Below are 25,746 nucleotides of genomic sequence, written 5' to 3' on the forward strand. Positions count from 1 at the left end.
AGGAAAGGAGAATAGAATATGAAACAATATATGATAAAACAATTTGATTATCATACATGGGCAAATAAAAGAATACTTGAGCATCTAAGGGAGCTCCCTAAAGAGGTGTATTATCAAGAAGTTCAAAGTGTATTTCCTTCTATAGAAAAGGTACTGATTCATATTTATGTAGTGGATTGTGTATGGTTACATATTTTAAATGGTAAAAGTATGGCTGAAGCGTTACAGGTAGGAAAGGAGTTACAAGAGCAAGTCGAAAACAAAACAATGGATGAATTGAAAAGTCTGTTCCACAAAGTAACGCAGCAGTATAAAGTGTTTTTGGATAAACAAAAGGATATGAATCAGGTAATTCTACTTGATAATCCATACGCTGGAAGATTAAAAACCTCTGTATCTGAATTAGTGCAGCATGTTGTAAATCATGGAACATATCATAGAGGAAATATAACAGCTATGTTGCGGCAGCTAGGTTATCCATCTACTATGACGGACTTTGTATTTTATTTACATGCAGAACAAAAATCTTAATGGAGAAAATGATAGCTTAGTATTCAAATATACTGAGAATAGAAGGAGAGGAAAGAAATGTATAAAGAATGTAGTAGCGAACATTTTACGATTGAGAAATTAAATGATGGTATTTACGCGGCAATTGCAAAAGAAGAAGGAGGCTCCTTAGCCAATGCCGGTTTTGTTGATATAGGAGATCAAACGATTATTTTTGATACGTTTAACACACAACAAGCAGCTGCAGATTTAAAAGAGCTAGCAGAAAAAATAACAGGTCACTCTATATCATGGGTTATTAACAGTCATTGGCATGGAGACCATATTCGTGGAAATCAAGTTTTTAAAAATTGTAATATCATATCTAGTCATAAAACATACGAGCAAATGGCAGAAATTCATCCTTCCAGAATTGATAAGCAGAAACAAGACATAGAAGGTTTACATACATATATACAATCCCTACAAGATCAATTCATTCAAACCAATGATGAAGGCTTACAAAAACAGATTTCATTCTTAAATCAGTTAGCGATTTCATTACCTACATTGCAACTTGTATTACCCCAATATTCTTTCCAAAATGAATTTACTATACATGGTTCTGAGAGAACTGCAAAATTAATTACGTTAGGCGGAGGGCATTCCGTTTGTGATACGATTCTTTACTTACCTAAAGAGAAGGTTTGTTTTATGGGTGATTTGTTATTTGTGAAATCACATCCTACTTTTTTTGAAGAATCTAATCTTCAAGAATGGAAGGGTATGTTAGAAATGATTGAGGAATTTGAAATTGAAAAGGTAGTACCAGGACATGGCCCTGTAGGTGTAAAAACAGACTTGAGAAAAGTGATAGAGTACATGGAGAAATTAACGTTATTAGTTAGAGAGAATACAAGTATTGATGAGATCGAATGTCCGAATGCTTATAAAAATTGGTATGCTCCTGAGGTTTTCACATCAAACTTAAAGTATTTAAAAAAAGTAATGGAATTATCAATTTTGCAAAGTAATGTTACGAAATAAAGAAATAATACAAATAAAGGGTATCCTATTTCTATATGGGATACCCTTGGCATTAAATGTTGATTAACTTGCTGTTTTTTTATTTGATGTTTTGAGTTTTTCAGCTTGTAAGAAACGATTTGTTTCTGCTACCACAACACCACTTAATCCAATTAGACCGATTAAGTTTGGAATAGCCATAAGTCCGTTTGCGATATCAGCAAATGTCCAAACGATTCCGAGTTTTAAGTTGGCACCAATTGCAATCATTACAATGAAGATGGCTTTATAGTATTTCACAGCACCTTGTCCGAATAAATAAGCTACACATTTTTCACCATAATAAGACCATCCTAAAATAGTGGAGTAGGCAAATAATATGATTGCAATACCAAGTATCATACTACCAGTATCGCCAAATACAGATTGGAAAGCGAGTGTTGTTGCTTCAACACCAGTTTTTCCAGATTTCCAGGCACCTGTTGTAATTAATACTAAACCAGTAATTGTACAAACAATAAAGGTATCGAGGAAAGTTCCTGTCATTGACACAAGCGCTTGTTTGGCAGGTGAATCTGTTTTTGCAGCAGCAGCAGCAATTGGAGCGCTTCCTAAGCCTGCTTCATTGGCAAATACTCCGCGTGCCATCCCAATTTGAATAGCAGAAGCAACGGTTGCACCGATAAAACCACCAGCCGCTGCAGTACCTTGAAATGCACCAGAAAAAATAAGTGAAAATGCTTCTGGGACTTGATCAAAGTGATAAAAAATAATAATGAGACCAGAAATTACATAAAAGAAAGCTTTAAGTGGAACGAAAAATCCAGTGACTTTTCCGATTTTTTTTACGCCACCTAAAATAACAATCGCAATTAAGAAAGCCATTAATATACCAGTTAAAGCAGGGGGAAACGAAAAGTTTATTCTCATAGCTTCTGCAACGGAATTCGATTGCACCATATTTCCGATTCCAAAAGAAGCGGTTGTTCCGAAAATGGCAAATAAAATAGCAAGCCATTTTTTCCCTAAACCACGTTCTAAGTAATACATTGGACCACCGGAATATTCACCGTTTTCATTACTTACACGATATTTTACCGCGAGGATTGCTTCTGCATATTTCGTGGCCATACCGAACAAGGCAGTGATCCACATCCAAAATATTGCCCCTGGCCCACCGATTGTAACAGCTGTTGCGACACCGGCTATATTTCCCATCCCAATAGTTGCGGCCATTGCGGTCATGAGTGCTTGGAAATGACTAATATCTCCCAAAGAAGATGTGTCTTCTGATTTTCGAAATGCTAGTTTGTGAGCGTATAATAGTCTACTAAACTGTAAACCTTTTAGGCGCACTGTGAGAATGATTCCAGTTCCGACTAGAAGGAATAAGGTCGGTAATCCCCATACGTAGTGATTGATTTGTTCTAATACTTTACTTACTGTCTCCATATTTATTCTCCTTTTAGAAAAAATAAAAAACCACTTCACATAAATGAAATGGTCTCTGGAGAAACAAGGAATAGAAAAATAAACCGATACAAATCGGCGTTTTCTTTCGCTTGTCTCTGTCCTTTTACCTGAGAGATTATCCGCTAATATAAGCGGATTTGCTCCTTCGGTGCTCTGTTTCCTCTGCACTATATGATAGGCGAGAGGGAGTCTCTCCAGAGATTCGTCCCCATGCAGTTCTACTTGTAACCAAGACCTGAGAGTTTCAAAGTTGAGTCATCAACTTTTTGCCCCGTCGGTAGATCAATTGATCTTCTCCTGAATGGTTCATCCGAATTATGTGATTAAAAACTTAATTATATTGATATGAAATGGTTTATACATAATCAATAAACAACATTATAGGTTCCTTATAAATGAATTGCAATCATTTTTTATTGGAAAATAATTTTGAACAAAATTTTTATCTTTTAAAATGAAAGGGAATGATGTCGTCAATTTATTTTTTGGTTATCCCTAATATGCCTTCTAGTTCAGCTAACGTAGATAAAGCCATGACAATATTTTGATCAGCAAGACCTAAAGATTGCGTAGCATTTTCTAAACTATCTTTTAAGGGTTTCTCATTGTTTAGGCCTTGTGTAATAGATAATGCGGCATTTTCCATACAATTTGAAGCGGCTATAAACGCGGTTTTAAAATGATTTATTTTCTGCTTCAGTGCAGGGTCTTTCATTCTTTCTTCAGCTTTAAATGTTTCCGTTTTTTTAGAAATCTCGTTGAATTGGTTCGCTATATGATTCATTTTATCCAGTAATTCAGTTGTATTTATGTTACCTGATTTTGAATTTAGTTCAGTCCATGTTGGTAACCATTCCTGTTCCACGATAGTATCGTAGTTTGTAGTAAGTAAATCAATTTGGGATTTTAATTCTTGTTGATAGATTTTTTTATCGATAGGCTCTTTAGTAGTTTGAATTTTTTTCTCTTTCGTGTAGTTCAAAAAAACAATGACTCCAATGCTGGCAATTATCAGCGTGCTAAAAAGACAAAGCCACCATTTTTTATGAAACAATTTTTTCATTTAGTAATTCCTCCTAATATGCAAAACATGAGATGTTTCAATCTATAATAACAAGTTATACGTTTGAAAATTGTTATATTTTGTCGAAAAAAAGATTTGTGAAATAAATGTCCAATAATAAATGGCATTGTATGGTAAAAACCGATAAAACATTAAAGGATTTTCCTTTTATTAACATATAAGGATGAGATTTTGATGGAGAAAAAGAGACGGAAAATATACTCCAATATTATTATGGTAGGAGTTTTAGGAGGGCTATTAGCGCTAATATTTATGACGAAAGAATCAAAGATTAAAGATTTTCCAGTTTCTATGTCAGCTATTCATATTGAAGATGAAAATCAAGCACATTATCAATATATAAGTCTAATGCCTATATCAAAAGCAAAAGGATGGGAAAACCTTGGAGAAGATGGGCATACTGTAGTATTTCAAAAAGGAGATAGGAAGGTAATTGTATTACATTATCCAGGGGGAAATATGTATTACTTGTTTGAAGAGTAGATTAAGATATCAGGGGAATAGGACATAAACAGGATGATTACTTTGTTTGTGTCCTATTTATTATTTAAGATAACAATCCGAACTCTTTTGCATGTAATCGTAAGAGAAATGTAACCCTTTCACGCAATAAAGGTATGAAGCTTTGTAATTCGTTTAGTAGTTTCAAACCTTCTGCTTCAATCTTTTGAATATGAGTTGAATCAGTTACTGAGAATGCGAGTTTCATTGTCAACATACTCCTTTTATTGGGTTATTTAGTAAATGCATTATAATAATACTACGATAAAGTGTATTTTTGTTTTTATTCTTAATTTTTTGATTTATAATTAATTTGCATATAACACTTTATATAGAAATGGGCGGATTGATTGTCAATTATTAAGAAAATAGGTCGGTTTTGTCCTGTAGATGACAAAGGATACATTATTAATGATTCACATATGAATAATATTCAACCAGTCTTTCTCAAAGTTATACAAGAAGTACAGGATATATGTTTTCATATGCTGCAGGATGACCTCCATAGCATTTACATTAGGGGGTCTGTTCCAAGAGGGATTGGAATAGAGGGGATTGCAGATATAGATACAATTATATTAGTTCGAAAAGATCCGAAGGCACTAGACTTGGAATGGATCGAAAGTATAGAACAACAAGTGCTCCAAAAATTTGATTGTATATCTGGGGTGGAATTAAGTTTTTATGATGTTGAAGAAGTGTTACATTCCAGTCGTTTGTCGTTTATAAGTTTTATGATTCAAACACATGGAGTATGTATACTCGGTGAAGATATAAGATCACAGCTACCTAAATGTAAAGTAAGTCGAGAATTAGCACGTGAACATCTTATACATTTACAGCCACAAATTGAACAAGCATGTAAAGAATTAATTCATAATAAAGGTAGGGAAGATATATTAGATTGTTGCCGCTGGATTATGAAAATCATAGTTAGAGCAGGATTAGCATTAACAATTGATAAAGAAGGACTTTATTCTAGAGACCTTCATCCAGCGTATGAGTTGTTTAGTAAGCATTTTCCAGAGCAAGAACAAAATATGAGGAAAGCGCTGCAATATGCAGTTAATCCTATAGACGACATAACAGAGATTTTGTCTTTTTTAGAGTTACTGGGAGATTGGATGATAAAAGAAGCGAATCAGTATTTTTAAAAAACAATTGAATAGATTGTAATTTTATTATGTAAATAAAAGTGTTTGATTTTTTAAATAGTAGGTGAAGAAATAGCAATCATTGCAAAAGGAATACGGAATATATAATTAGGGGGGATCTATATGTTATTAAAAACGATATTTTGTCAGGTAGAAAAAGAGAAAAAGGGTTTGTTTTCAGAGGCACAAGAGAAATGGAGAGGTTTACAAAATCTAGAGGGATTTTATGGACAATTCGGAGGCTGGGATGAAGATGAGGCCTGTATATTTACTGTATGGGAAAACATGAATACATATCAAAAATTTATGAATGAAATGCATGATCCAATTTTTCATAATAGCAATCAAAAGGATACGTATGTATCTTGTGAAATAGAGTTATTTCAAACGTTATTTGATATAAAAGCTACTCCATTTACGAATGTACTTGCAAAAAATCTATTTGTCAGAGCAGCAGTTTGTGATGTAAAAAGAGACAGGGAAGAGAACTTTTTACATATACAAGAAACAATTTGGAATAAAGGAATGGAAAAATCAGAAGGAATGTTAGGCGGCGTTGTGGGAAGATCTCTTAAAAACTCCAATCGCTATGTCGTCCTTTCTTTTTGGGAAAATGAAATGTCACATCAGCGTTATGTGAAAGAAATTTTTCCTGGATTATATGAGTTAGCTAATGTAACCGAGGATGTTGAAAATATAAATGGAAAGCAAGTTGCGTGTATAAAAGAATGGTCTGTATATTAATTATAAAAAAAGTGAATAAATGGTGTATATCTAGGATGAATGATTTTAGTAGTTATAGTTGTATGAATTATTAGTTTAAAAGTAGAAGGCATGCAGCGAATGTATTATTGGTATGTAGTTCAATAAGACGAACTCTTTTCTTTTAAACATGAAAATTATAGAAGACGTCAGATACCCTTTCGTGTTAATATATTTAAGTTATATTAGGAGGCTTACCCTTTTGTTATTGTACGGTAGAAGCAGTGTGAGCTTGAAATTTTCAGAAAAAAGGATGTGCCTAACTTGCGTATAAATAAATTTATTAGTGAATCTGGAAAAGCATCTAGACGCGGAGCAGATAAGTTAATTAATGAAAGAAGAGTAATTATTAACGGAAAGGTTGCAAAAATAGGTGACCAAGTACAACCAGGTGATGACGTGCGAGTAAATGGAGAGCAGCTTCGAATTGCTCGAGACCATGTGTATATCGCTTTAAATAAACCAGTAGGTATTACATGTACAAGTGAAAAGGCAGTTAAAGGTAACATTATCGATTTAGTGAATCATCCTTTACGAATTAATCACGTTGGACGTCTTGATAAAGATTCAGACGGTTTAATTTTGTTAACGAATGATGGCGATATTATTAATGAAATTTTACGTGCTGAAAATAAACATGAAAAAGAATATATTGTTTCAGTAGATAAACCGATTACGCCTGAATTTTTAAAAGAAATGGCAGCGGGTGTTAAAATTTTAGGAACAAAAACACTTCCTTGTGAAATAACACAGTTATCAAAATATGAATTCCAAATTATTTTAACACAAGGATTAAATCGCCAAATTCGTCGTATGTGTGAAGCTTTAGGTTATCAAGTATACACATTAAAACGTACGCGAATTATGAATATCCAGTTGAATAATTTACCAGTTGGACAGTGGAGAGATTTAACGAAGAAAGAGAAAAAAAGATTATTTGCAGACTTAAACTACGAACCACAAGATTGGTAAAAAAGATAGGGGAAATCAAAAAACATGAAAATTGTTTTTGGTTTCCCTTTTTTTATTGAACAAAAAATATTTTTTGACACTTGCAAAAATAAAATGAATAGGGTATAGTAAATAACAATTAATGGATGTGTTATTAAAAGCAAAGAAAAGGACACGAGTTATTTTTAACGGTTGTACAGAGAAGGAAGGAACGCTGAGAACTTCCTAACGCAGTGAAATAACTTACCACCTTAGAGCCGCACTGGGGAAATAAAAGTATCTAGTGCCGTGTAAGCGACGTTACCGCAAAAGAAGCCATTGTATGTTTAATATGATGGGAATCTGGGTGGAACCACGAATATAAGCATATTCGTCCCTATTATTAGGGATGAGTATGCTTTTTTATTTTTAAATTCATAATAAGCGAAGAAAAGGACACGAGTTATTTTTAACGGTTATACAGAGAGGGAAGGAGTGCTGAGAACTTCCTAACGCAGTGAAATAACTTACCACCTTAGAGCTGCACTGGGGAAAATAAAAGTATCTAGTGCCGTGTAAGCGACGTTACCGCAAAAGAAGCCATTGTATGTTTAGTATGATGGGAATCTGGGTGGAACCACGGGTAAAAGCACGCTCGTCCCTATTATTAGGGATGAGTGTGCTTTTTTATTTATGAAATGGAGCGATTAAAATGAGAAAACAGATGATTAACATTATTTTTCCAGATGGTAGTGCCAAAGACTATGTAAAAGGAATTACTCTAGAAGAGATTGCAGCCTCAATTAGTTCAAGTTTAAAAAAGAAAGCAGTAGCCGGAAAGGTGAATGATCAATTATTTGACTTACGTCGAAATATCGAACAGGATGCCAAAATTCAAATTATAACTATGGATTCAGAGGAAGGAATAGAAGTTGCAAGACATACTTCTGCACATATATTAGCGCAGGCTGTAAAGAGAATATACGGTGATGTAAAACTTGGCGTAGGACCTGTTATAGAAAATGGTTTTTATTATGATATGGATCTTCCAAGTAGTATAGGTGTTGAAGACTTACCTAAACTTGAAAAAGAAATGAAGAATATTGTGAATGAAAATTTGAAAATAGAGCGAGTTGAAATCACTCGAAAAGAAGCAGAAAAGCTTTTCAAAGATGTAAATGATCACCTAAAGTTGGAGCTTTTAGAAGCAATCCCTGAAAATGAGATTGTAACGATTTATAAACAAGGAGAATTTGTTGATTTATGTCGTGGTCCACATTTACCGTCAACTGGCTACCTGAAAGCATTTCAATTAACTCACGTTTCCGGTGCATATTGGCGCGGGGATAGTAATAATCAAGTGCTTCAGCGTATATATGGCGTTGCGTTTTCTTCTCAAAAAGAATTAGAAAGCTATTTGCATTTTGTAGAAGAAGCAGCAAAGAGAAACCATCGTAAGTTAGGAAATGAACTTGAATTATTTATGTTCTCGGAAGAAGCACCAGGAATGCCTTTTTATTTACCGAAAGGACAAATCGTTCGAAATGAATTAGAGTCTTTTTTAAGAGAAATACAACAAAACTATGATTACCAAGAAGTGCGTACTCCCATTATGATGAATCAGGGGCTATGGGAAGAATCAGGGCACTGGGATCATTATAAAGATAATATGTATTTTTCAGAGGTAGACAACAAAAGCTTTGCATTAAAACCGATGAATTGCCCTGGACACATGCTTATCTTTAAAAATAAGCTACATTCATATCGCGATTTACCAATTCGAATGTGTGAATTTGGTCAAGTACATCGCCACGAATTCAGCGGTGCATTAAATGGATTATTAAGAGTTCGTACATTTTGTCAGGATGATGCACATTTATTTGTGACACCTGAGCAAATAGAAAGTGAAATAAAATCAGTGTTAAAACAAATTGACTATGTCTATAGAACATTCGGTTTTGAATATGAAGTGGAGCTTTCAACAAGACCTGAAGATTCAATGGGTGATGATGAGTTATGGAACCAAGCTGAATCGTCTCTCGAGAATGTGCTGAAATCATTAAATTATAACTATAGAGTGAACGAAGGAGATGGCGCATTTTACGGACCTAAAATTGATTTTCATATTAAAGATGCTTTACAAAGAAGCCATCAATGTGGAACAGTTCAGCTTGATTTCCAAATGCCAGAGAAATTTGACTTGAATTATATTGATGAAAGAAATGAGAAAAGAAGACCGGTTGTTATTCACCGTGCTGTATTAGGCTCTTTTGATCGTTTCCTAGGAATACTAATTGAACATTTCGGAGGGGCATTCCCAACATGGTTGGCTCCGGTTCAAATAAAGGTGATTCCTGTTTCCAATCAAGTACATGAACAATATACAAAGGAAATTGAAGAAAAGTTAAAGAGCGTTGGCCTTCGCGCCGAACGAGATGCTCGTAGTGAAAAACTAGGGTATAAAATACGAGAGGCACAGCTCCAAAAGATACCATACATTCTTGTTATTGGGGATAAAGAAATGGAAAATGGATCTGTAAATGTGCGTAAATATGGTGAAGAAAAATCTGAAGTGGTTTCGCTATCTGCATTTATGGAAAGTATACGGAAGGAAGTTTATAATAAAGGATCTAAGTAATAAATCATAAATCAATCGGGTTGAAACACACTACTTTAAGTAAGTAGTGTGTTTTTTACTATCATAAAGAAATTATTTGAAGTTGTTCGTCGTTAAAAATCATTTTTAACCTGTTTATTTTCTACTTTCCATCCATCATTCTTCTTTTTAATCTCTAAAACTATATTCATTCCACTAGATTCCTTGTAAAGGATATAACCATGGTCTGATTTAATATATGTCGACGGCTCTCCTCTCCATTTTTACTTATTTTAAATTATGTTTGTCTTAATATATTTAGAAGCGCCCGCTTCTCAGCAAAGTGTAGGTGGGGGATTTTAGGTTGTTATTTTTGCCCCTTACAAAAATGTAAGGTGAATGTAAGATAAATCGCAGGAAGATTGTGAGTAAAAGTGAGAATATTAAAAAAGAAAGTAAAGGATATAAGATTTTTTATCAATTTTGTTATAAAAAAATGAAAAATTAAAAAAATCTTAAGAATTTATGTAGGAGAAATCTAAGAAATGTATGACAAAGTAATGATATACAAAAGGGATGGAGTGATAGGAATGGCAACAAATGTAGTGACAGTAGAAAGTGTGGAGAAAACATATGGCAAAAGAAATGAAAGCCAGTCAAAAGCATTAAGAGGGGTATCGCTTACGATACAAGAAGGGGAATTCGTTGGGATTATGGGACCTTCTGGATCTGGAAAAACGACACTACTAAATGTAATTAGTACACTTGATCATGCGACAGGAGGAAGTGTGACGATAGCAGGCACAGATATTACTTCAATGAAGGGGAACGTTTTATCAGATTTCCGTTCTCAAAAACTGGGGTTTATTTTTCAAGATTTTAATTTGCTTGAAAATCTCTCGATCTATGAGAATATTGCTTTGCCACTTTCACTACAAGGAGTGCCTTCAAGTGAGATAAGCGGGAAAGTAAATGAGGTTGCACAGAAATTAGATATTGTTGAAATTTTAACAAAATATCCATCAGCTGTCTCTGGTGGACAAAAACAAAGAACAGCTGCAGCACGAGCTTTAGTACATAATCCGGCCATTGTATTAGCGGATGAACCAACAGGAGCACTTGATAGCAAAAATGCGAAGAGTTTATTAGAAGCGATGCAAGACTTACATGAAAATCATGGAGTAAGTATATTAATGGTAACGCATGATGCATTTAGTGCAAGTTATTGTGAGCGGATTCTATTTATTCAAGATGGGCTACTCTATAAAGAATTGAAACGCCAAGGAACACGAGAGGATTTCTATCAAGATATTTTAGGTGTGCTTGCTCATATGGGCTCAGCGGCTGAATCCAAATAGGGGGCGAGATCATGTTATTGAAATTATCACGTCATAGTATGAAAAAAATGTTAAAGGACTATCTTGTTTTGCTTGTTGGTCTTGTCATTAGTATCAGTATTTTCTATATGTTTCAAACGATGGCGATTAACAGCCAATTTACAAAAGATAATAGTATGATTAATAGTATTCGCCTTGTATTTTGGGTTGGTGCTGTCTTACTTTCCTTCATTACGGTCTTTTATATCGTATATGCGAATTCCTTTTTACTTACATTGCGCAGGAAAGAGCTTGGTATGTATATGATGCTCGGTGCAAAGAAGAAAAAAGTTGCTCAGTTATTATTTATCGAAACATTCGGTATGGGAATTATCAGCATTATTATTGGGATTATTGTAGGAATATTACTAGCAAGTGCAGCGGGGAATTTTTTAATGAATGGTTTAGAAATTTCGGCGAAAGGCTATGCACCATTTTATATACCTGCAGTTCTTGTTACATGTGGATTCTTCTTGGTCTTATTTATTATTACTGGATTTATCAATAGTATACGGTTATTGCGTCAAACTGAACTTGAGCTACTTCGTGAAGATGAAACACAAGATACAATAGGAAAGAGTAAACGTCGTGTTATCATTTTTACTGTAATGGGAGTGTTACTGTTAGGAACAGGATACTATTCTATACTGAATATAGACAAGTTACGTGAAATAGGATTTATACTAGCAACGGGTGCTACAACGATAGGGACATATTTTATTTTTAGTTCATTGTTACCATTGTTTGTAACAAAGTTAAAAAGCAACAAAAAACGAAATGAAACAGGTTTAAATAGTTTTACATATGCTCAGCTTCGTTTTCGAATAAATAGTTTATCTCGGGTACTTGGGACTGTCGCGATGCTAATTGCACTTGGTGCAGGGGCGATGACAGCTGGAATGGCTTTTCAAAAAAATGTTGGTATTATGACGGATTTTTCTCGAGTCTATGATGCGACAATTCATGATCCGAATGAAAAAGATATAGCGGCATTAAAACAAATGAAAATTGAAGAGCAACGAACTTATAAATATAAAGTGGACGGGGAAGCAGTCTATTATTTACGAGAAGATTTAACTACAAAGCCACCACTCATTTCTGATCATCAAGATACAAAGAATGTCAAAGAGCCTGTACGTAAACGTGTAAAAGAACCATTAACGGAACCTCTTTATACATCTATGGAAGCACCTGAGGCAGCAAGTAAACTTCCACATATGCCAAGTGATTGGAATGATGCAATCATAAGAGAAGTTCAAGTTACACACAATCAATTCAACGGGAAACCTGTTCGAATTGCAGATAAGGACCATTATAAAAACATTCAAGGAACAGAACATAGTGTCACGCTAGTGCAAGTGGATGACTTACAAAAATATAAACCGTTGTTAATAGATATTGATCAACGACAAAAAGAGTTAGTAGAAAAAGCAAAAGGCGGAAAAGTAGAATTATATACAAAAATGACAACTTACCAATTTATGAATAGTTTCATGAGCGGTACGATGTTTATGGGGTTCTTCCTTGGAGTTGCATTCTTAGCTATGATGGCGAGCTCTCTTATGTTTAAAATTTTAACAGGAGCTTCTCGTGATGTACGTCGCTATGAAATGCTTCGAAAAATTGGAGTACGCCGTAGTATGTTGTCGCGTAGTATCTATAAAGAAATTTCATATCTCTTTATCTTCCCGGCTATCATTGGTATTTCACATATTTTAGTAGGACTTAACTTGTTCCGCCTCTTCTTAGTTGATCCGTTTGTAAAAGTGTGGATGCCAATTGGAATTTTTCTTATTATTTATGTTGTATATTACTGGATAACGGTGCAACTATATAAAGGAATGGTTTTGCCAAAAGAACAAGTTTCAAAGTAATAATGAATGAGATAATTTACTGGCAGAATGAAAAAACACGCTTACTTTCATTATCAAGACCTAAAAGTTAAAAATCCTCAAAAAATAAAGGTAAGTACATATTAGTTATGTTAAATATGTACTTACCTCTTATTTCTCCTTAAACTAAGGCTCCACATAGGCTTAGTTATTTCAATGTGCTTCTAATGGAATATTCCCAATATCCGAAACAGGTTCTGTTGCAAAGTTTTCTAAATAAGACCACACTCTAGAAAAAAAGAGTAAGGAGAAACACAAATGCGAAGTTTTCAAAGAGACTCCGTCTTTTCAACGTACAATGAACTTCAACAATTACTGGCTACTTCCTAAACATTGTTCCTCATTTACCAACCTGTTTATGCTTTTTTCAAACTTTGCAACAGAACCCTCAATTTTTATATTTATTGGACAGATGATTACTCCAAAATCGTTGGATGCTCCTTCTACCCCATGGAGATGTGGTGATTACCCTTATAGAGCCTGCATCTAATCTCGTTTACTGATGAAATCTTTATAAGCGGCAATTTTATATTCAAGCATCTCATCTGCAGCTTTTAATGTTCTGATTTGTTTCTTAATAGCGTCTTTATGTTCTTCTAAAAGGCTTAATCGCTCTAGTGTAGTATGTTCTCCTTCTAAAACTAATGAAGCATACTTCTTTATTTTCGCGATAGGCATTTGTGTTTCTTTTAACTTGATAACAAATTGTAGCCATTTAATATGTGAATCGTTATATCGCCTGTCTCCGCTGGCATCACGAACCGGAGTTATAATTTTTTCCTTTTCGTAATACCGCAATGTATGTGTACTTATCCCTAAAATTTTAGCCACTTCACCAATGGTGTGCATAAGAAACCTCCAGATTAATTTTTTTCTTGACTTAGAGTTAACTCTAATCATTATAATCAACTCATAGTTCGTTCACAATAAAATCAATTGGATAAAATTCAGGAGGGATTTATATGAAATATACAGTTATTACGGGTGCCAGTTCAGGAATTGGGTATGAAACGGCTCTTGCTTTTGCGGCTCGCGGAAAAAACTTAATCATAGCTGCTCGCAGAACGGAGGAATTGGAAAAGCTAAAATCAAAAGTGGCTGACGTTAACGCAGACCTGGATGTTGTCATTCGAACTGTTGATTTATCTGTTACCACAAATGTTTATGCATTCTATGAAAGTCTTCAGGACTATCAGATCGAGACCTGGATCAACAATGCTGGATTTGGAAACTTTGCTTCCGTTGGGGAACAAAATTTAAATAAGATTGGGACGATGCTTCATTTGAATATTGAAGCCTTAACCTTGTTGTCCTCTCTTTATGTGCGTGACTATGCAGATGTTAAAGAAACGCAAATCATCAATATTTCTTCAGGAGGAGGATATCTGATTGTTGCCGATGCTGTGACCTACTGCGCGACAAAGTTCTATGTAAGTGCCTTTACAGAAGGGCTTGCACAAGAATTGAAAGGAAAAGGAGCAGCCATGCAAGCAAAAGTCTTGGCTCCTGCTGCAACAGAGACCGAATTTGCGAAACGCTCCTATGATGTTGATAATTTTGAATATGATGGTATTGTTCCAAAGTTCCATACAGCTGAAGAAATGGCCGGTTTCTTACTGGATTTATATGACAGTGAGAAGGTGGTAGGAATTGTGAATGGAGAAACGTATGACTTCGAATTAAGAGATCCGATTTATCCGTATGTGACGCGGACAAGAAACTAGTCTTTTAAAATCCAAACATAACAAAAAGCCGATAGTTCCTTAGCGTATATTTTCGTTAAAATGTGGCGGTAATTCTAGTAAATCTTTTGCATTTACGATAGATATATTAAAAATAATCATTTAGCTTTAACACAATATTATCGTTGGTATCAAGTATATGAAGTTTCGCTTAACAAAGCTCGTCTAGAAAATCAGTTAGACATTTTAGAGGATGAAATTGAAATTTTATCAAGCTGGAACTTCGAAAGGTAAAATTGGTTTAGTAGACAGATTAAAAATGTTTGAAGGATGGAAAAATGCGCATCATGTTGAAAACACATCAATCAGTTGAACGATGAGGAACTTTCATTAGAAGCTAATATTCTTTATCAAAATATACGTCCAGATAATAGTAGATAAAGCTGATTCATTATTCAGCAATTCTGAAACTTCGAGATAACGAATTACCTCTTTTTACAAAGGTGCATTTAGAACCAACAGGTACTGTAGAAAATCCACAATTTAAATCTGCCTATGCAGAAAATAGAGCAAAATCATTTATGCATTACTGGTTATATTTAATGAAAACAGCATCTGTGAACAGTGACAAATTCAAAGAACTATTAGCAGATCAAATTGAGTTAAATTTAAGTACGACTTCTAAAGTTAATACATTAAAAGGGTTTAATGAATGGTTAGCAACCATTTCTAACCAAGTAAAACAAAGCGGACATTATCCGGAAAATTTTCAGTTACAGAAAATGTAAATAACACGATAAATGTTTCTGTAGATTTTGAATGGGAAGGTATGTCTGCTGTGAATAAGCCAATGATTGCGGAAACACATCATGAATGGGATACTTGAAAATAATTTAGATGAGCGATTTACTCGTATGAAAATGATGAAAGCAATTCAGACAAAGCCATTTCAAACAGTAGAATAATTTAAAATATAGCTTTTTTCTTATTTTGTTTTCTCTTAATGGTCGTAAATCTTCTATAATATATTTAGTGCATATAAAAGAGACGGAACCATAAAATCAGCAAATTAGAAAATAAAACAGGATGGGAGTCGGTTATTATGGAGCAATCAAATAAAGCGTTTAGCGAGGCATTAGTAAAATCGTTAAGAGGAGAACGAGGACATCTTCCTATCAAGAATGCTTTGTCGGATAGTAAATGAAAAAATAGCTTTAATAAAAGAAACATCCAAAGACATTGCCTCAAAAAACGGATGGAAAAAAGATTCAAAAAGAACTAAACTGAATAAAAGGGATGTTTATTATGATGCAAAAACAGATACATATTATGCTTTAGATACACAACATGGTAGATTTGAAGTTGTTAATAAAAAGGGTAAGCATCAAGGCGAGATAGATTTTAATTTAAACTCAACAAAACCAGCTGATAAATCAGGTGGACACGATTTAAAAATGAGTTAACTGCATGGGAGCTATATTATGAAAGAATTATTAAATAACACGATAAAAAAGTACTATGAAAAACAAGATATAGAAAATTATTTATTAAAATGTAAAGAAATATTTCAATTACCTTCAGAATTAAATATGTATTTAAATAAGAGCGAAATAAATGTTACAGATGTGAATAGTGACAATACATGGCCATCTGCAAAATTTATGTTTGATTTTCCAAAATTTGAAAAAAACGGATTTTCAAGCACTTATAGCAGTACCTTACTAGTTTCTAAACTATTGCCTGTTTTTTACTTACAACATGAGTTTGAAATTGAAAGTCCAGATGAGAACTTAGTAATGTCTACACTGACTGGATATGATGTACAACCATATACTTTTCAACAGTTAGAACTGGAACAAATGATAAATAAAACTTTAAAATTAGGTGGTTATACAGATTTATCGTATGCAGAAATAAATGAAGTTGTTGAAGGCGTTCAATTTCCAGAAGGTGTAACCTTTTTTGGTCCTCAAGTAACTGTAGAGTATGCCATTTTTCATGATATTTTGGATGTTTGCCCAGATTAATGAGGTTTTAAATTGCAATTAATAGTTAGCAAGGTTTAGTAAAAAAGTCGTAGATAGTTCCTACGACTTTTTTTGCTGAATATTTTTCCAAAGTGATCCCTCATACCTAGAATCGTTTCCGTACCCCATTAAGGGATAGAAGTACCAAATCCATTAAAGTTGAATCTTGGCGAACGTTTAAAGAGGAGATGAGAGTTCTAGGTCTAAAAGAATCGGATATTTTTCAAATTCAGTTAATAGCAAAGTAAAATAACCCCCAAAATGAGGTGAAGGTTTTTCGTTTGTTTTGGAGAATACCTAATTCAATATGAAAATAGAAGTTAGATCAATTACACTTGAAGTATTTTCTTTATAATCTAGGCTCAGATACGACTCAAATATATAACAAGGAATCACTGGAAAGGAGATTGGGATGAATAAAGGAAAAGGGTTATTGTTACCTCTTTTATTAGCCACTTTATTAAGTGCCTGCCAACAGAGCGATATAGAAGAAGCAAAAAGTGAAGGTTCAAAAGTTATGGATACTGTTAGGAATACAGTGAATAAAAAAGATTTTCTCAGTTCGTCTGTGGATGATAAAGCGAGAGTTGTAGACCTAGAAATAGCTGATACTGTAAATACAAGTAAGGTAAAAAAAGAGATTAACACTAAGCTAAAGAATCAAGATATTAGACCATATACTATTAATGTTAGTCAAAGAAATATGGATATCGTAAAAATAGAGAACAGATGGGACGAAATTTACAGTTATATTCTTGAAGAATTGTTCCATAAAAAAGAATACAAAGGTTTTTCAATGCGGGCTTATATAGAACTGAACCAACCTATTCCGTTTGCTATATATACCCCTATAAATAGTACTGATGCAGGGGCTAAAGAATTTGGAAAGAAGATTGAGAAAGAAATTGATAATTTACTTAAAACACCGCAAGCACGAAAATGGATTGAAAATGATTTATATACTATTGAAGTTTATAGTCAAGATAATCAAAGAATCAACTAACAAATCTGTGAACAGGATATAGGAAACTTAGTATTAATAGTTATATACAAGTAAAAAAGACTGGATACCCAGTCTTTTTTATTTGTATATAACTATTAAATTTAAGAGATTGTATTATTTATAATATACTTGTCCACCATAGAGATATATAGTTCCCCCGCCATAATTCTTAAGTTTAAGTTCATAATAATTACCAGAACCAGTTAAAAGGTGAGAAATAGGAATGTTTAATCCACCCGAAAAGGAACCTTTAACTCTATATTCTTTATGAAGCTTACTATTATGATATATTTGTACTGCCAATCCAGTAGTCTTAGTTTTTGGTTCTACCTGTACACTTTGAGGTAGGTAAAATGATGTGCCATCATCAATCCACTGATAGTTACTAAATTCCATATATCCAAAATTATGAACATTCATAGCAAGAGGAGTAAGCTCTGTTTTATTTGTAAGCCGAAAATAAAAATCATGTAGGAGGTAGGCAACCCAGTCTTTAGCTTCAAAATGGAATTTAATTCTGTTTCTTTATTCATGGACACAAATTTAACTAACCACCTTTTAATAGATTCAGGCTGAAAATATTTTTTATACCGTTCTATAACTGTAAAATTCTTTATGGTTTCATAAAAGTGTAGTTGCCAGTTGGAAATAGTCCTTGTAAATCATCGTCTTAAAAAAAGTATAATGTTATTATGTAAACTTATAGTGATAAACTAAGACTCTATTTTTGAAAAAAATAATTTCAAAATAGAGTCTTTTATTTAGTAAAGAGTAAATAATTAAGTGAAACGTATTCTTAATTACTTATATTTTTTCTAGTAACTCTAATTCCTTCTCTACAAAACACATTAATTCTTTTATTGTTTCACCAGAAAAGTCAAATCGAATTCCAGCAGCTTCATATACTGTTTTTACAGATTTAGAACTACCTAAAGATAAAGCATTTTTATAGTTTTGTAGCGTTTTCTGAGGGTTTTCTTTATAATTTTTATACATTTGTAAGGCACCAATTTGTGCAATTGCATACTCAATATAATAGAAAGGTACTTCAAAAATATGCAGTACAGATAACCATTGTGCGACGATCCAATTTTCATATCCATCTGTATTTACTAAATTTGAATTATATATTGCAGAGAGTTCGATAAACTTAGCATTTCGTTCTTCGATAGTATGATTAGGATTCTCATATAACCAGTGTTGAAATTGATCAATGATAAGAGTAATTGGTAAATACTCTATAATTTGTGTTAATTGTTCTTCCTTAGCTTGTTTAAGCTCTTCTTTATTACTATAAAAAACATTCCAGTTGTCCATTGTAAATAGTTCCATTGTCATACTTGCCAATTCAGCAGTCTCCATTGGTAAATGCTGATATTGATGTATAGGAATATCTTTCATTAAATCATGATGAATACAGTGGCCCATTTCATGTAAGAAAACAACAACGTCGGCTTGTGTTTGCGTTAAATTCATAAAAATAAATGATTGTTTAGAGGCGGGCAAGTACTCGCAGAATCCTCCAGGTGCTTTTCCTTTCCTACTTTCTAAATCTAAATAGTTATGCGTTTTTTCTAGAAGAGATGAAAAACTTGAATCAATTTCTGCGAAAAGTGTTTTGCTTTTTTCTATTAATTCATTTTCATTTTTTACAGGTTGTAAAGGTTTATGATCTGCAGGTACAGCATGTATATCCCATGGACGTAATGTATCTACCCCAAGCTTTTCCTGTAATTCTTTATGCATTTTTTCTTGAAGCGGCACAACGTATTTACAAATAGATTCAGCGAATTCAATACATTGTTCGGCCGTATAATCGAAACGCTCGTATTTTTTAAACATGTAGTCACGATAATTCGTTAAACCAACGTTCCTAGCTTTTTTTGTTCGAAGTACAATCAACTGATTTAAGATTTCTTGAATTTCATTCTCTACGGATAAAAACTTTTCAGAGATAGCAGTCATCGCTCTTTGACGAATGTTTCGATCGGAATCCTGTAAATATATTCTTAATTCAGAAAGGTTTACTTCTTCACCATCCCACATAGAAGAGAGGTTACCAGTGATTTCAAAATATCTTGTTATTAACTCATCTTCAGTAACCTCTAAACTAATATTTTCTTCATTAAAAAGTTCTCTAGTGTTTTGAATTTTTGTATCTAAGAATCCAAACTGAGAAGGATCTAACTGTGAATGATAGGGTGAATCATAATATTTTTGATCTAGTAGACTTTTATAACGTTTTAATATAGGCTGTATGTGTTTTTGATCAAAATCAAAACATTTTTTAACCTCTATATCATTGGTATTTCGTTGAAAGGCAATATAATGTTGCATGAGTTGCTCATTAATAGAATTTAAAGTCTGTGATTGTTGTATTAACCAATTCTCAAGTTCTTGGCTAGAAGATATTGGTACATTTAATAGTACATCCAATTCTTTTGTTAATTCATCTATATTACTAATATTAATAGGCATTGCCTGCTGCATGAACTATCCCTCACTTTTTTATTTACTAATAGAGATATTCTTTTCGTTATTACGAATTCCTTTTTTACCCAAAAAGTTTGTACCTACTATACCAAGAACAATCATTATGGCGCCAATGATATGATAGTATTCGATTTGTTCGTGTAAGAATAATACCCCTGCAATAATCGTGATAAGGTAAACGTAAAGTAACTCTAAAATATACAATAAAAGTTGATTTTGGAGTTATTTTTTGTTTACTTCACTTTTTTCGGCACTCTACATCTAGACGGTAAATCCGTTGACCACGGCAAGACTTTATCAATTTCTTCTTTATTGTTTAAATCGATATTGGGTAGCGTTTCAAACAAATAACGAAGATAATGATAAGGACTTAGATTGTTCTCTTTTGCGGTTTCAACCACACTATACATGATGGCACTTCCTCTAGCACCTCGCGGTGTATTTGAGAACATCCAATTTTTTCTCCCGATTACAAACGGTTTAATAGAACGTTCACTTCTGTTGTTATCAATTTCTAAATGACCGTCTAATAAAAAGGCTTCAAGATGATTCCATTGATTCAAACAATAAGTGATGGCCTTTCCTAGCGCACTTTTTGGTAAAACACGATCTTTCTGTTCATAAAGCCATGCCGAAAAAAGGTCCAGAATGGGCCTGCTTTTTTCAAGTCGCTGCTCATATCGCTCCGTAGGGTTGACATGTTTGAGCTTCCTTTCAATTGAATAGAGTTGATTACAGAAGTGTAAACCTTCGCTCGCCTTCACTTTTTTCCCCTTCTGTGAATCAGGCAAAGCTTTTAAGGCTTCATCAAACTTCCGTCTGGCATGCGCCCAACATCCCACAAGGGTGACATCCGGTACTTGATGGTAACCACTATATCCATCTACTTGTAAATACCCTTGAAAACCAGTTAAAAAACGTTTCGGATGCTCCCCTGCTCTTGTGGGTTGATAGTCATAGACAACAATAGGGATATCCTCTCGTCCTGTACGGTATAACCACAGATAAGACTTGGTTGTTGCGGCCCGCCCAGGTTCTCGTAAGACTTGGAAGGTTGTTTCGTCCGCATGAAGAATGGTTCGAGTAAGTAGATGTTCATGCATCCTTTCATACAAAACCGCTAACCATCGATCAGCCCCATATAATAACCAATTTCCCATCGTTTGTCGTGATAAGAAGATCCCCATTCGTTCAAAATGCTTTTCCTGACGATAAAGAGGCAATCCTTCTACATATTTTTGTGACATAATATACGCCATAATCGATGGAGAAGCGATACTTTTAGGAAAGGCTGGTGCTGGCATCTTGGCCGTTACAATCGGTGTGGACACCTCATCTAATTCACACTTACGACAAGCGTACACATATCTCTTATGTTCCGTCACCTTTACTTCCGCAGGAACAATCGTCAGTTCCTTTCGGACTTCCACACTCATCTCATGCAAAGCACCACCACAGCACGAACAAACCTTCTCCTCATTAGGTAAACGATATTCAATCGTTTCAACCGGAAGGTTTTGGACAGACTCATCCCTATGACCGCGTTTCTTCTTACGACGATAGGTGATCGTTTCAGCAGCTGGTTCAGGGGTTTCAGAATCACTTTCTTTCTCAGCCTCATTAAACAGTTCTAAAGCGAGTTGATTATTAGGTGTTTTTTCGCTAGACGTACCAAACCGTTTTTGTTGACTGAGACGAAATTGTTCTTCATACCATCTCACCTTTGCCGTGAGTTCCTCTACTTGAGCTTGAAGTGATTCAATTGTGGGTTGATTTGAATGGGAAAGTGTTGTTTTCATAGATAAATAAATTCGATAAAATTATCCAAATTCCTTTTGCATATATGATTTTTATAGAATGGTTCTCGCGTGTACGGCTTGATGCCCTTGTTTTTGTTGAAAAGCCAATCCATCAAGAAGCCATCTCAGTTGTCGTCTTGATATGGTAAGTGGCACACTTGGATGCCCAGTTGGCCAGTAAAACGTTCCCTTTTCCAATCTGCGATAGTGCAACCAGAAACCATTATGTTCCCAAACAAGAATTTTTAGTTTATCGCGTGAGCGATTACAAAAAACAAATAAACAAGAAGAAAAGGGGTCTAACTCAAATTCTTCTTTTACAATAGCCGCTAGTCCATCAATTGATTTACGTAAATCTGTTGCCCCTTGTGCAAGATATACTTTTTCAATTGCGATTTCGGAAATCATTGTTGTTTCACCGCTTGCATCACTTGTAGGAGCACTTGTGGAGTAAAAGGCACATCTAATTCAATGGTTGCTTCTTGAATATGAATTCGAATGGTGGCTTGTATGTTTTCTTCTACGACAGGGACATTCATAGAAACCCAATTCACACGCTCATTTTTATTGTGATCTTCCGTTTCAGGTGATAATTTTTTCAACCAGTAATATAGCCGATGAACTGGTAGGTTCTGTTTTTGACACCAGGAAACTTTTGATAATCCACTGTTTTTATAGTCTTGAATATAAGTTTCCCATTCTTTCTTTACTAGGTGTCTTTTCATAAAAAAACCTCCACATGTATTATGTAAGGAGATTATCTCATGGGTTATTTACAAATTATAGGTGGGGAATATTTGACGCTTACGTCGGATATAGACTTGGCGCTTGCGGGAAAACGCAGAGAGGAACTGCCTTATTCTATTTATCAATTAGTGAAACACATGACATACTGGCAAGATTTTCTCTTATTATCCGCTCAGGGGGAGAAGCCTGCATTGCCTGCCCATGTGAAAGAGAGCTGGCCTGAAGAAGAATGTCCTGGCAGTGAGGAAGAGTGGAAACAAATTATTCATTATTTTCTTCAAGGGATTGAACAGGCATGCACGATTGCCCAAACTGTTCAATTGGACAAACCATTGGAGAAATGGCCTGGTGAAACCCCGGGCGGTGTGCTACGCAATATTGCATCTCACAACTCCTACCATTTAGGAGAAATTGTGCTGACTCGCAGATTATTTAGTGCTTGGCCACCGCCAACAGGCGGATATCCGGTCTAAACAAGGTTATGGGTGGAACCCTTTCCTTTGAATTGATTCAATATAGTTATATTGCGGATATTAAGTGGATTTTGAGGGGAATGGAAAGTTGTAAGAAGAGTTGAACACTATTATGTGAAGAGACACCGCCTGTTAAAACAGGTGGTTTTTTGCTCTCGACCTATATTCTTTTAGGGGTTCTGTTGCAAAGTTTTCTAAATGAGACTACACTCTAGAAAAAAAGAGTAAGGAGAAACACAAATGCGATATTTTAAGTAAGTGTCAAATCGTCCCACATTTTAATATTCAATTAATGATGAGATAATCTCCTCTAAGTATTTATATACTTGAGGAGATTGAACATCTTTTGTAATTTTATTTAAAATCTATTTACGATTAGTCTTAATTCCTATTTCTAGTATAATGAGTTCCTCTTATTACAATAGTATTTGTGTTTTCGTCCTTTCCACGCTTAAGGTTTCTGGTAAGCTTAGCCATAATGAGCTGGGATTCTGCATCATCTGCACCTTCGATTTTATATAAAAATTTCTTTGCATTTTCACCTGAAAGTACTTTTATAAGCTTATCATACCAATAAATAAGCACCTTATCGTCTTTCTTAACATCATATGAAAAAAATATATCGTTAGTTTGATTCTTACCTTTATCGAACATAGCTATTCCATTCCTTTCGACCATAATGACTATTCATACTTTAGTGGGTGGTAAATAACTTTCTATTGTTAGTTTTCATAGTCGTATTCATGATTATATATATTCGTAATATCTAACCAAAAACCTTCACTATTAGACAAAAATTTCACTGTTATATGATTGTTTGGGCAAGAACTTCTTGATATCCTTGTTTTTGGTTAAAAGGTACCCATATCAAGTATCCAACATAATTGTCTTCTAGTTACAGCAAGTGGGGACAGTTTGATGCTTACGTATATACTTATCTAATGTTCCAAATTTGTTATGTTTCTTATTTAAAATAGAAAGATAGCTTTTCTGGAACCAATCCTAGGAAAAATGAATTTTAAAAATTTCTTCGTTTGATTTACGTTTTTCATTTTGCATATATAAACATAAAGTAAGAGAAATAAATGATTCGGAGGAACTAGATATGGAAAATGAAATTTATGTAAGTGACGTAATTACTACAGATGTGTATGTGTCAAAGTTCTATAATGAAAATAAAAATGAAATCGAACGTTCAAGAGAATCTGTATTAAAATTTACAAAAAGAAATGTAGATTAAGTAAATTTACGGGAGTTTATTAGGCTGACAGGATGCGGATGTCATACAGGTTATCAGTAAATAACAATTTTTAATTTTGATGAGTATGTTGGCTCCACACCTTTTTCTTCTTCGTATGAAGTAATTTTAAATAAACTATTCAATATGATTCCTCAGGAAACTTCCGATGTAATTGAGAATACTAGAGACAAAGTCTTGATGTGGCAACCAAATATTAAAGTAGATGAAAGGACGCTAAGAAACCTTTATGATGCATCTGTAGAAGAGAAAACTGTAAGTATCTTATATGAAACAGAAGATGAAATATACAGGGAAATAGAACCTATGGGCCTATACGTATATAACGGATACTGGTACTGTCCCTCTTACTGTAGAATGAGAAGAGACATAAGGCTTTTCAGAGTAGATCGAATAAAAAAACGATTATCAATTCTAACTATCATTCCAGAAATATCCATTTGAACGTTAAAGAATGGTTGTATTCTGAGTATGAATCTAATCCCATAAAGCTCGAAGTGAATTTAAACAAAGAGGGAAAAAGAAAAGCTGAGAGCATGTCATGGTTAAGAGATAATATGGAATACAATTCAGATGGAACCGCAAAAATAACAAAAAATATTACCCCTTCAGAAGAGTGGTTTTATGTTGACCTACTTTGGAGTATTGGACATGAGGCGGAAATAATAGAACCTTATTCTATAAAAAATAAGCTTATTGAAAGGGCTAAATCAATCATAACGAAATATAATAACTTGTAGCTTAATTTGCATTTAATTTTATACTAATAGAAATGATTGCTACATTAGGTGATTGTTCATTTATTCAACTAAAGGGTAAGATTGTGGCATAATATAGATTAAAAATAATCAAACTTTATTTCAAGTCTACAATGGATGATGTTCTTATTAGCAATGAATTGTAGTTATCTTCTAAAGTCTATTAAAACGCCATACCCCCCTACTCTTGGCCTAGAAAGTAGGGGGGAAAGGATTTGTCGTT

At 33.9% G+C, this 25,746-nt stretch carries 28 protein-coding genes, 3 pseudogenes, 1 riboswitch and 2 other annotated features; of the genes and pseudogenes, 20 read left to right on the top strand and 11 right to left on the bottom strand.

Annotation, left to right across the window (positions count from 1 at the left end):
* The first annotated feature begins 18 nt into the window (after positions 1-18).
* Both C568_RS0100230 and C568_RS0100235 read left to right on the top strand, forming a co-directional pair.
* The gene (locus tag C568_RS0100230) at positions 19-531 is read left to right on the top strand and encodes a DinB family protein (RefSeq protein WP_018780396.1); all 513 of its coding nucleotides are present in this window, start codon (positions 19-21) and stop codon (positions 529-531) included.
* A 57-nt stretch (positions 532-588) separates the two neighbouring features.
* Positions 589-1,536, top strand: coding sequence for an MBL fold metallo-hydrolase (locus C568_RS0100235; protein WP_018780397.1), 948 nt, complete (start codon positions 589-591; stop codon positions 1,534-1,536).
* A gap of 63 nt (positions 1,537-1,599) precedes the next feature.
* On the opposite strand, the gene C568_RS0100240 is transcribed toward C568_RS0100235, so the two are convergent.
* Together C568_RS0100240 and C568_RS0100245 are read right to left on the bottom strand one after the other, a co-directional pair.
* The gene (locus C568_RS0100240; protein ID WP_018780398.1) at positions 1,600-2,967 is read right to left on the bottom strand and encodes an alanine/glycine:cation symporter family protein; all 1,368 of its coding nucleotides are present in this window, start codon (positions 2,965-2,967) and stop codon (positions 1,600-1,602) included.
* A 106-nt stretch (positions 2,968-3,073) separates the two neighbouring features.
* A riboswitch (glycine riboswitch) is annotated at positions 3,074-3,196 on the bottom strand.
* A gap of 270 nt (positions 3,197-3,466) precedes the next feature.
* A complete protein-coding gene (locus tag C568_RS0100245; RefSeq protein WP_018780399.1) occupies positions 3,467-4,051 on the bottom strand; it encodes a hypothetical protein in 585 nt (194 codons plus the stop codon).
* Between the two features lie 195 nt (positions 4,052-4,246).
* On the opposite strand from C568_RS0100245, the gene C568_RS0100250 reads away from it, so the two are divergent.
* Positions 4,247-4,555, top strand: coding sequence for a hypothetical protein (locus C568_RS0100250; RefSeq protein ID WP_018780400.1), 309 nt, complete (start codon positions 4,247-4,249; stop codon positions 4,553-4,555).
* Positions 4,556-4,619: 64 nt separating this feature from the next.
* On the opposite strand, the gene C568_RS34525 is transcribed toward C568_RS0100250, so the two are convergent.
* On the bottom strand, positions 4,620-4,781 hold the full coding sequence (locus C568_RS34525) for a hypothetical protein (RefSeq protein ID WP_006096871.1): 162 nt from the start codon (positions 4,779-4,781) through the stop codon (positions 4,620-4,622).
* 142 nt (positions 4,782-4,923) lie between these two features.
* On the opposite strand from C568_RS34525, the gene C568_RS0100260 reads away from it, so the two are divergent.
* From C568_RS0100260 to C568_RS36330, 7 genes and pseudogenes are all read left to right on the top strand, one after another.
* Complete coding sequence (locus C568_RS0100260) at positions 4,924-5,727, top strand: hypothetical protein (RefSeq protein ID WP_018780401.1); 804 nt, start codon at positions 4,924-4,926, stop codon at positions 5,725-5,727.
* 123 nt (positions 5,728-5,850) lie between these two features.
* Positions 5,851-6,471, top strand: a complete 621-nt coding sequence (locus tag C568_RS0100265; RefSeq protein ID WP_018780402.1) for a DUF4937 domain-containing protein — start codon at positions 5,851-5,853, stop codon at positions 6,469-6,471.
* Between the two features lie 282 nt (positions 6,472-6,753).
* On the top strand, positions 6,754-7,461 hold the full coding sequence (gene rluF, locus C568_RS0100270; protein ID WP_003197651.1) for a 23S rRNA pseudouridine(2604) synthase RluF: 708 nt from the start codon (positions 6,754-6,756) through the stop codon (positions 7,459-7,461).
* A 133-nt stretch (positions 7,462-7,594) separates the two neighbouring features.
* Positions 7,595-7,821 (top strand) — a binding site (T-box leader).
* A 36-nt stretch (positions 7,822-7,857) separates the two neighbouring features.
* Positions 7,858-8,085: a binding site (T-box leader), on the top strand.
* Positions 8,086-8,131: 46 nt separating this feature from the next.
* Positions 8,132-10,057 (top strand): threonine--tRNA ligase, encoded by a 1,926-nt coding sequence (gene thrS / locus C568_RS0100280; RefSeq protein ID WP_018780403.1) that lies wholly within the window; start codon positions 8,132-8,134, stop codon positions 10,055-10,057.
* Between the two features lie 548 nt (positions 10,058-10,605).
* The gene (locus C568_RS0100285; protein WP_029426823.1) at positions 10,606-11,373 is read left to right on the top strand and encodes an ABC transporter ATP-binding protein; all 768 of its coding nucleotides are present in this window, start codon (positions 10,606-10,608) and stop codon (positions 11,371-11,373) included.
* 11 nt (positions 11,374-11,384) lie between these two features.
* Positions 11,385-13,265, top strand: a complete 1,881-nt coding sequence (locus tag C568_RS0100290) for an ABC transporter permease (protein ID WP_018780405.1) — start codon at positions 11,385-11,387, stop codon at positions 13,263-13,265.
* A 273-nt stretch (positions 13,266-13,538) separates the two neighbouring features.
* Positions 13,539-13,613: pseudogene (locus C568_RS36330) on the top strand (IS6 family transposase); the annotation flags it as partial.
* Between the two features lie 156 nt (positions 13,614-13,769).
* Here C568_RS36330 and C568_RS0100295 read toward each other — a convergent pair.
* Positions 13,770-14,132, bottom strand: a complete 363-nt coding sequence (locus C568_RS0100295; protein WP_018780406.1) for a MerR family transcriptional regulator — start codon at positions 14,130-14,132, stop codon at positions 13,770-13,772.
* Positions 14,133-14,245: 113 nt separating this feature from the next.
* On the opposite strand from C568_RS0100295, the gene C568_RS0100300 reads away from it, so the two are divergent.
* The 6 genes and pseudogenes from C568_RS0100300 to C568_RS0100330 all read left to right on the top strand — a co-directional run bounded on the left by C568_RS0100300 (position 14,246) and on the right by C568_RS0100330 (position 17,995).
* Positions 14,246-15,007, top strand: coding sequence for an SDR family NAD(P)-dependent oxidoreductase (locus C568_RS0100300; RefSeq protein ID WP_018780407.1), 762 nt, complete (start codon positions 14,246-14,248; stop codon positions 15,005-15,007).
* Between the two features lie 461 nt (positions 15,008-15,468).
* Positions 15,469-15,753, top strand: a complete 285-nt coding sequence (locus tag C568_RS0100310) for a hypothetical protein (RefSeq protein ID WP_018780409.1) — start codon at positions 15,469-15,471, stop codon at positions 15,751-15,753.
* A gap of 314 nt (positions 15,754-16,067) precedes the next feature.
* Positions 16,068-16,160: pseudogene (locus tag C568_RS36335) on the top strand (DinB family protein); the annotation flags it as partial.
* Positions 16,147-16,428 (top strand): colicin E3/pyocin S6 family cytotoxin, encoded by a 282-nt coding sequence (locus tag C568_RS0100320; protein WP_018780410.1) that lies wholly within the window; start codon positions 16,147-16,149, stop codon positions 16,426-16,428. The pseudogene C568_RS36335 and the gene C568_RS0100320, both read left to right, overlap by 14 nt.
* An 18-nt stretch (positions 16,429-16,446) precedes the next feature.
* On the top strand, positions 16,447-16,992 hold the full coding sequence (locus C568_RS35040) for a hypothetical protein (RefSeq protein ID WP_018780411.1): 546 nt from the start codon (positions 16,447-16,449) through the stop codon (positions 16,990-16,992).
* A gap of 412 nt (positions 16,993-17,404) precedes the next feature.
* A complete protein-coding gene (locus C568_RS0100330) occupies positions 17,405-17,995 on the top strand; it encodes a DUF4030 domain-containing protein (protein ID WP_018780412.1) in 591 nt (196 codons plus the stop codon).
* Between the two features lie 114 nt (positions 17,996-18,109).
* On the opposite strand, the gene C568_RS30285 is transcribed toward C568_RS0100330, so the two are convergent.
* The 6 genes and pseudogenes from C568_RS30285 to tnpA form a co-directional block, all read right to left on the bottom strand.
* Positions 18,110-18,415 (bottom strand): hypothetical protein, encoded by a 306-nt coding sequence (locus C568_RS30285; RefSeq protein ID WP_018780413.1) that lies wholly within the window; start codon positions 18,413-18,415, stop codon positions 18,110-18,112.
* A gap of 384 nt (positions 18,416-18,799) precedes the next feature.
* Positions 18,800-20,485, bottom strand: a complete 1,686-nt coding sequence (locus tag C568_RS0100340; RefSeq protein ID WP_018780414.1) for a M3 family oligoendopeptidase — start codon at positions 20,483-20,485, stop codon at positions 18,800-18,802.
* A gap of 18 nt (positions 20,486-20,503) precedes the next feature.
* Positions 20,504-20,662, bottom strand: a pseudogene (locus C568_RS32425) (EamA family transporter); the annotation flags it as partial.
* Positions 20,663-20,721: 59 nt separating this feature from the next.
* Positions 20,722-22,287 (bottom strand): IS66 family transposase, encoded by a 1,566-nt coding sequence (tnpC, locus tag C568_RS0100345; protein ID WP_018780415.1) that lies wholly within the window; start codon positions 22,285-22,287, stop codon positions 20,722-20,724.
* A gap of 51 nt (positions 22,288-22,338) precedes the next feature.
* Positions 22,339-22,695, bottom strand: coding sequence for an IS66 family insertion sequence element accessory protein TnpB (gene tnpB, locus C568_RS0100350; RefSeq protein ID WP_018780416.1), 357 nt, complete (start codon positions 22,693-22,695; stop codon positions 22,339-22,341).
* The gene (gene tnpA, locus C568_RS0100355) at positions 22,692-23,012 is read right to left on the bottom strand and encodes an IS66 family insertion sequence element accessory protein TnpA (protein WP_018780417.1); all 321 of its coding nucleotides are present in this window, start codon (positions 23,010-23,012) and stop codon (positions 22,692-22,694) included. The genes tnpB and tnpA overlap by 4 nt, the downstream gene beginning before the upstream one ends.
* Positions 23,013-23,051: 39 nt before the next feature.
* Between tnpA and C568_RS0100360 the strand changes: the two genes are divergently transcribed.
* Positions 23,052-23,507, top strand: a complete 456-nt coding sequence (locus tag C568_RS0100360; protein ID WP_018780418.1) for a DinB family protein — start codon at positions 23,052-23,054, stop codon at positions 23,505-23,507.
* Positions 23,508-23,888: 381 nt separating this feature from the next.
* On the opposite strand, the gene C568_RS0100365 is transcribed toward C568_RS0100360, so the two are convergent.
* Entirely contained in the window at positions 23,889-24,161 is a 273-nt protein-coding gene (locus C568_RS0100365) for a hypothetical protein (protein WP_018780419.1), read from the bottom strand.
* Positions 24,162-24,612: 451 nt separating this feature from the next.
* Between C568_RS0100365 and C568_RS36015 the strand changes: the two genes are divergently transcribed.
* The 3 genes from C568_RS36015 to C568_RS36025 all read left to right on the top strand — a co-directional run bounded on the left by C568_RS36015 (position 24,613) and on the right by C568_RS36025 (position 25,505).
* On the top strand, positions 24,613-24,747 hold the full coding sequence (locus tag C568_RS36015) for a hypothetical protein (protein ID WP_006096861.1): 135 nt from the start codon (positions 24,613-24,615) through the stop codon (positions 24,745-24,747).
* Positions 24,748-24,891: 144 nt separating this feature from the next.
* Positions 24,892-25,209 carry a helix-turn-helix transcriptional regulator gene (locus tag C568_RS36020; protein ID WP_250636978.1) on the top strand — a complete coding sequence of 106 codons (318 nt, stop codon included), beginning with the start codon at positions 24,892-24,894 and terminating at the stop codon, positions 25,207-25,209.
* Complete coding sequence (locus C568_RS36025; protein WP_018780421.1) at positions 25,206-25,505, top strand: WYL domain-containing protein; 300 nt, start codon at positions 25,206-25,208, stop codon at positions 25,503-25,505. Before C568_RS36020 ends, C568_RS36025 begins: the two co-directional genes overlap by 4 nt.
* The last annotated feature ends 241 nt before the right edge of the window (positions 25,506-25,746 follow it).

Origin of the sequence: Bacillus sp. 95MFCvi2.1, assembly GCF_000374965.1 — a bacterium.
Classification (GTDB): domain Bacteria; phylum Bacillota; class Bacilli; order Bacillales; family Bacillaceae_G; genus Bacillus_A; species Bacillus_A pseudomycoides.

Coding starts and splice junctions, on each gene's coding strand:
- C568_RS0100240 (WP_018780398.1), bottom strand. CDS start 2,967: ATGGAGACAGTAAGTAAAGTATTAGAACAAATCAATCACTACGTATGG.
- C568_RS0100245 (WP_018780399.1), bottom strand. CDS start 4,051: ATGAAAAAATTGTTTCATAAAAAATGGTGGCTTTGTCTTTTTAGCACG.
- tnpB (WP_018780416.1), bottom strand. CDS start 22,695: ATGATTTCCGAAATCGCAATTGAAAAAGTATATCTTGCACAAGGGGCA.
- tnpC (WP_018780415.1), bottom strand. CDS start 22,287: ATGAAAACAACACTTTCCCATTCAAATCAACCCACAATTGAATCACTT.
- C568_RS0100340 (WP_018780414.1), bottom strand. CDS start 20,485: ATGCAGCAGGCAATGCCTATTAATATTAGTAATATAGATGAATTAACA.
- C568_RS36020 (WP_250636978.1), top strand. CDS start 24,892: ATGATTCCTCAGGAAACTTCCGATGTAATTGAGAATACTAGAGACAAA.
- C568_RS36015 (WP_006096861.1), top strand. CDS start 24,613: ATGGAAAATGAAATTTATGTAAGTGACGTAATTACTACAGATGTGTAT.
- C568_RS0100320 (WP_018780410.1), top strand. CDS start 16,147: ATGCTTTGTCGGATAGTAAATGAAAAAATAGCTTTAATAAAAGAAACA.
- tnpA (WP_018780417.1), bottom strand. CDS start 23,012: ATGAAAAGACACCTAGTAAAGAAAGAATGGGAAACTTATATTCAAGAC.
- C568_RS0100300 (WP_018780407.1), top strand. CDS start 14,246: ATGAAATATACAGTTATTACGGGTGCCAGTTCAGGAATTGGGTATGAA.
- thrS (WP_018780403.1), top strand. CDS start 8,132: ATGAGAAAACAGATGATTAACATTATTTTTCCAGATGGTAGTGCCAAA.
- C568_RS30285 (WP_018780413.1), bottom strand. CDS start 18,415: ATGAATGTTCATAATTTTGGATATATGGAATTTAGTAACTATCAGTGG.
- C568_RS0100285 (WP_029426823.1), top strand. CDS start 10,606: ATGGCAACAAATGTAGTGACAGTAGAAAGTGTGGAGAAAACATATGGC.
- C568_RS34525 (WP_006096871.1), bottom strand. CDS start 4,781: ATGAAACTCGCATTCTCAGTAACTGATTCAACTCATATTCAAAAGATT.
- C568_RS35040 (WP_018780411.1), top strand. CDS start 16,447: ATGAAAGAATTATTAAATAACACGATAAAAAAGTACTATGAAAAACAA.
- C568_RS0100295 (WP_018780406.1), bottom strand. CDS start 14,132: ATGCACACCATTGGTGAAGTGGCTAAAATTTTAGGGATAAGTACACAT.
- C568_RS0100265 (WP_018780402.1), top strand. CDS start 5,851: ATGTTATTAAAAACGATATTTTGTCAGGTAGAAAAAGAGAAAAAGGGT.
- C568_RS0100360 (WP_018780418.1), top strand. CDS start 23,052: ATGGGTTATTTACAAATTATAGGTGGGGAATATTTGACGCTTACGTCG.
- C568_RS0100235 (WP_018780397.1), top strand. CDS start 589: ATGTATAAAGAATGTAGTAGCGAACATTTTACGATTGAGAAATTAAAT.
- C568_RS0100230 (WP_018780396.1), top strand. CDS start 19: ATGAAACAATATATGATAAAACAATTTGATTATCATACATGGGCAAAT.
- C568_RS0100365 (WP_018780419.1), bottom strand. CDS start 24,161: ATGTTCGATAAAGGTAAGAATCAAACTAACGATATATTTTTTTCATAT.
- C568_RS0100330 (WP_018780412.1), top strand. CDS start 17,405: ATGAATAAAGGAAAAGGGTTATTGTTACCTCTTTTATTAGCCACTTTA.
- C568_RS0100250 (WP_018780400.1), top strand. CDS start 4,247: ATGGAGAAAAAGAGACGGAAAATATACTCCAATATTATTATGGTAGGA.
- C568_RS0100290 (WP_018780405.1), top strand. CDS start 11,385: ATGTTATTGAAATTATCACGTCATAGTATGAAAAAAATGTTAAAGGAC.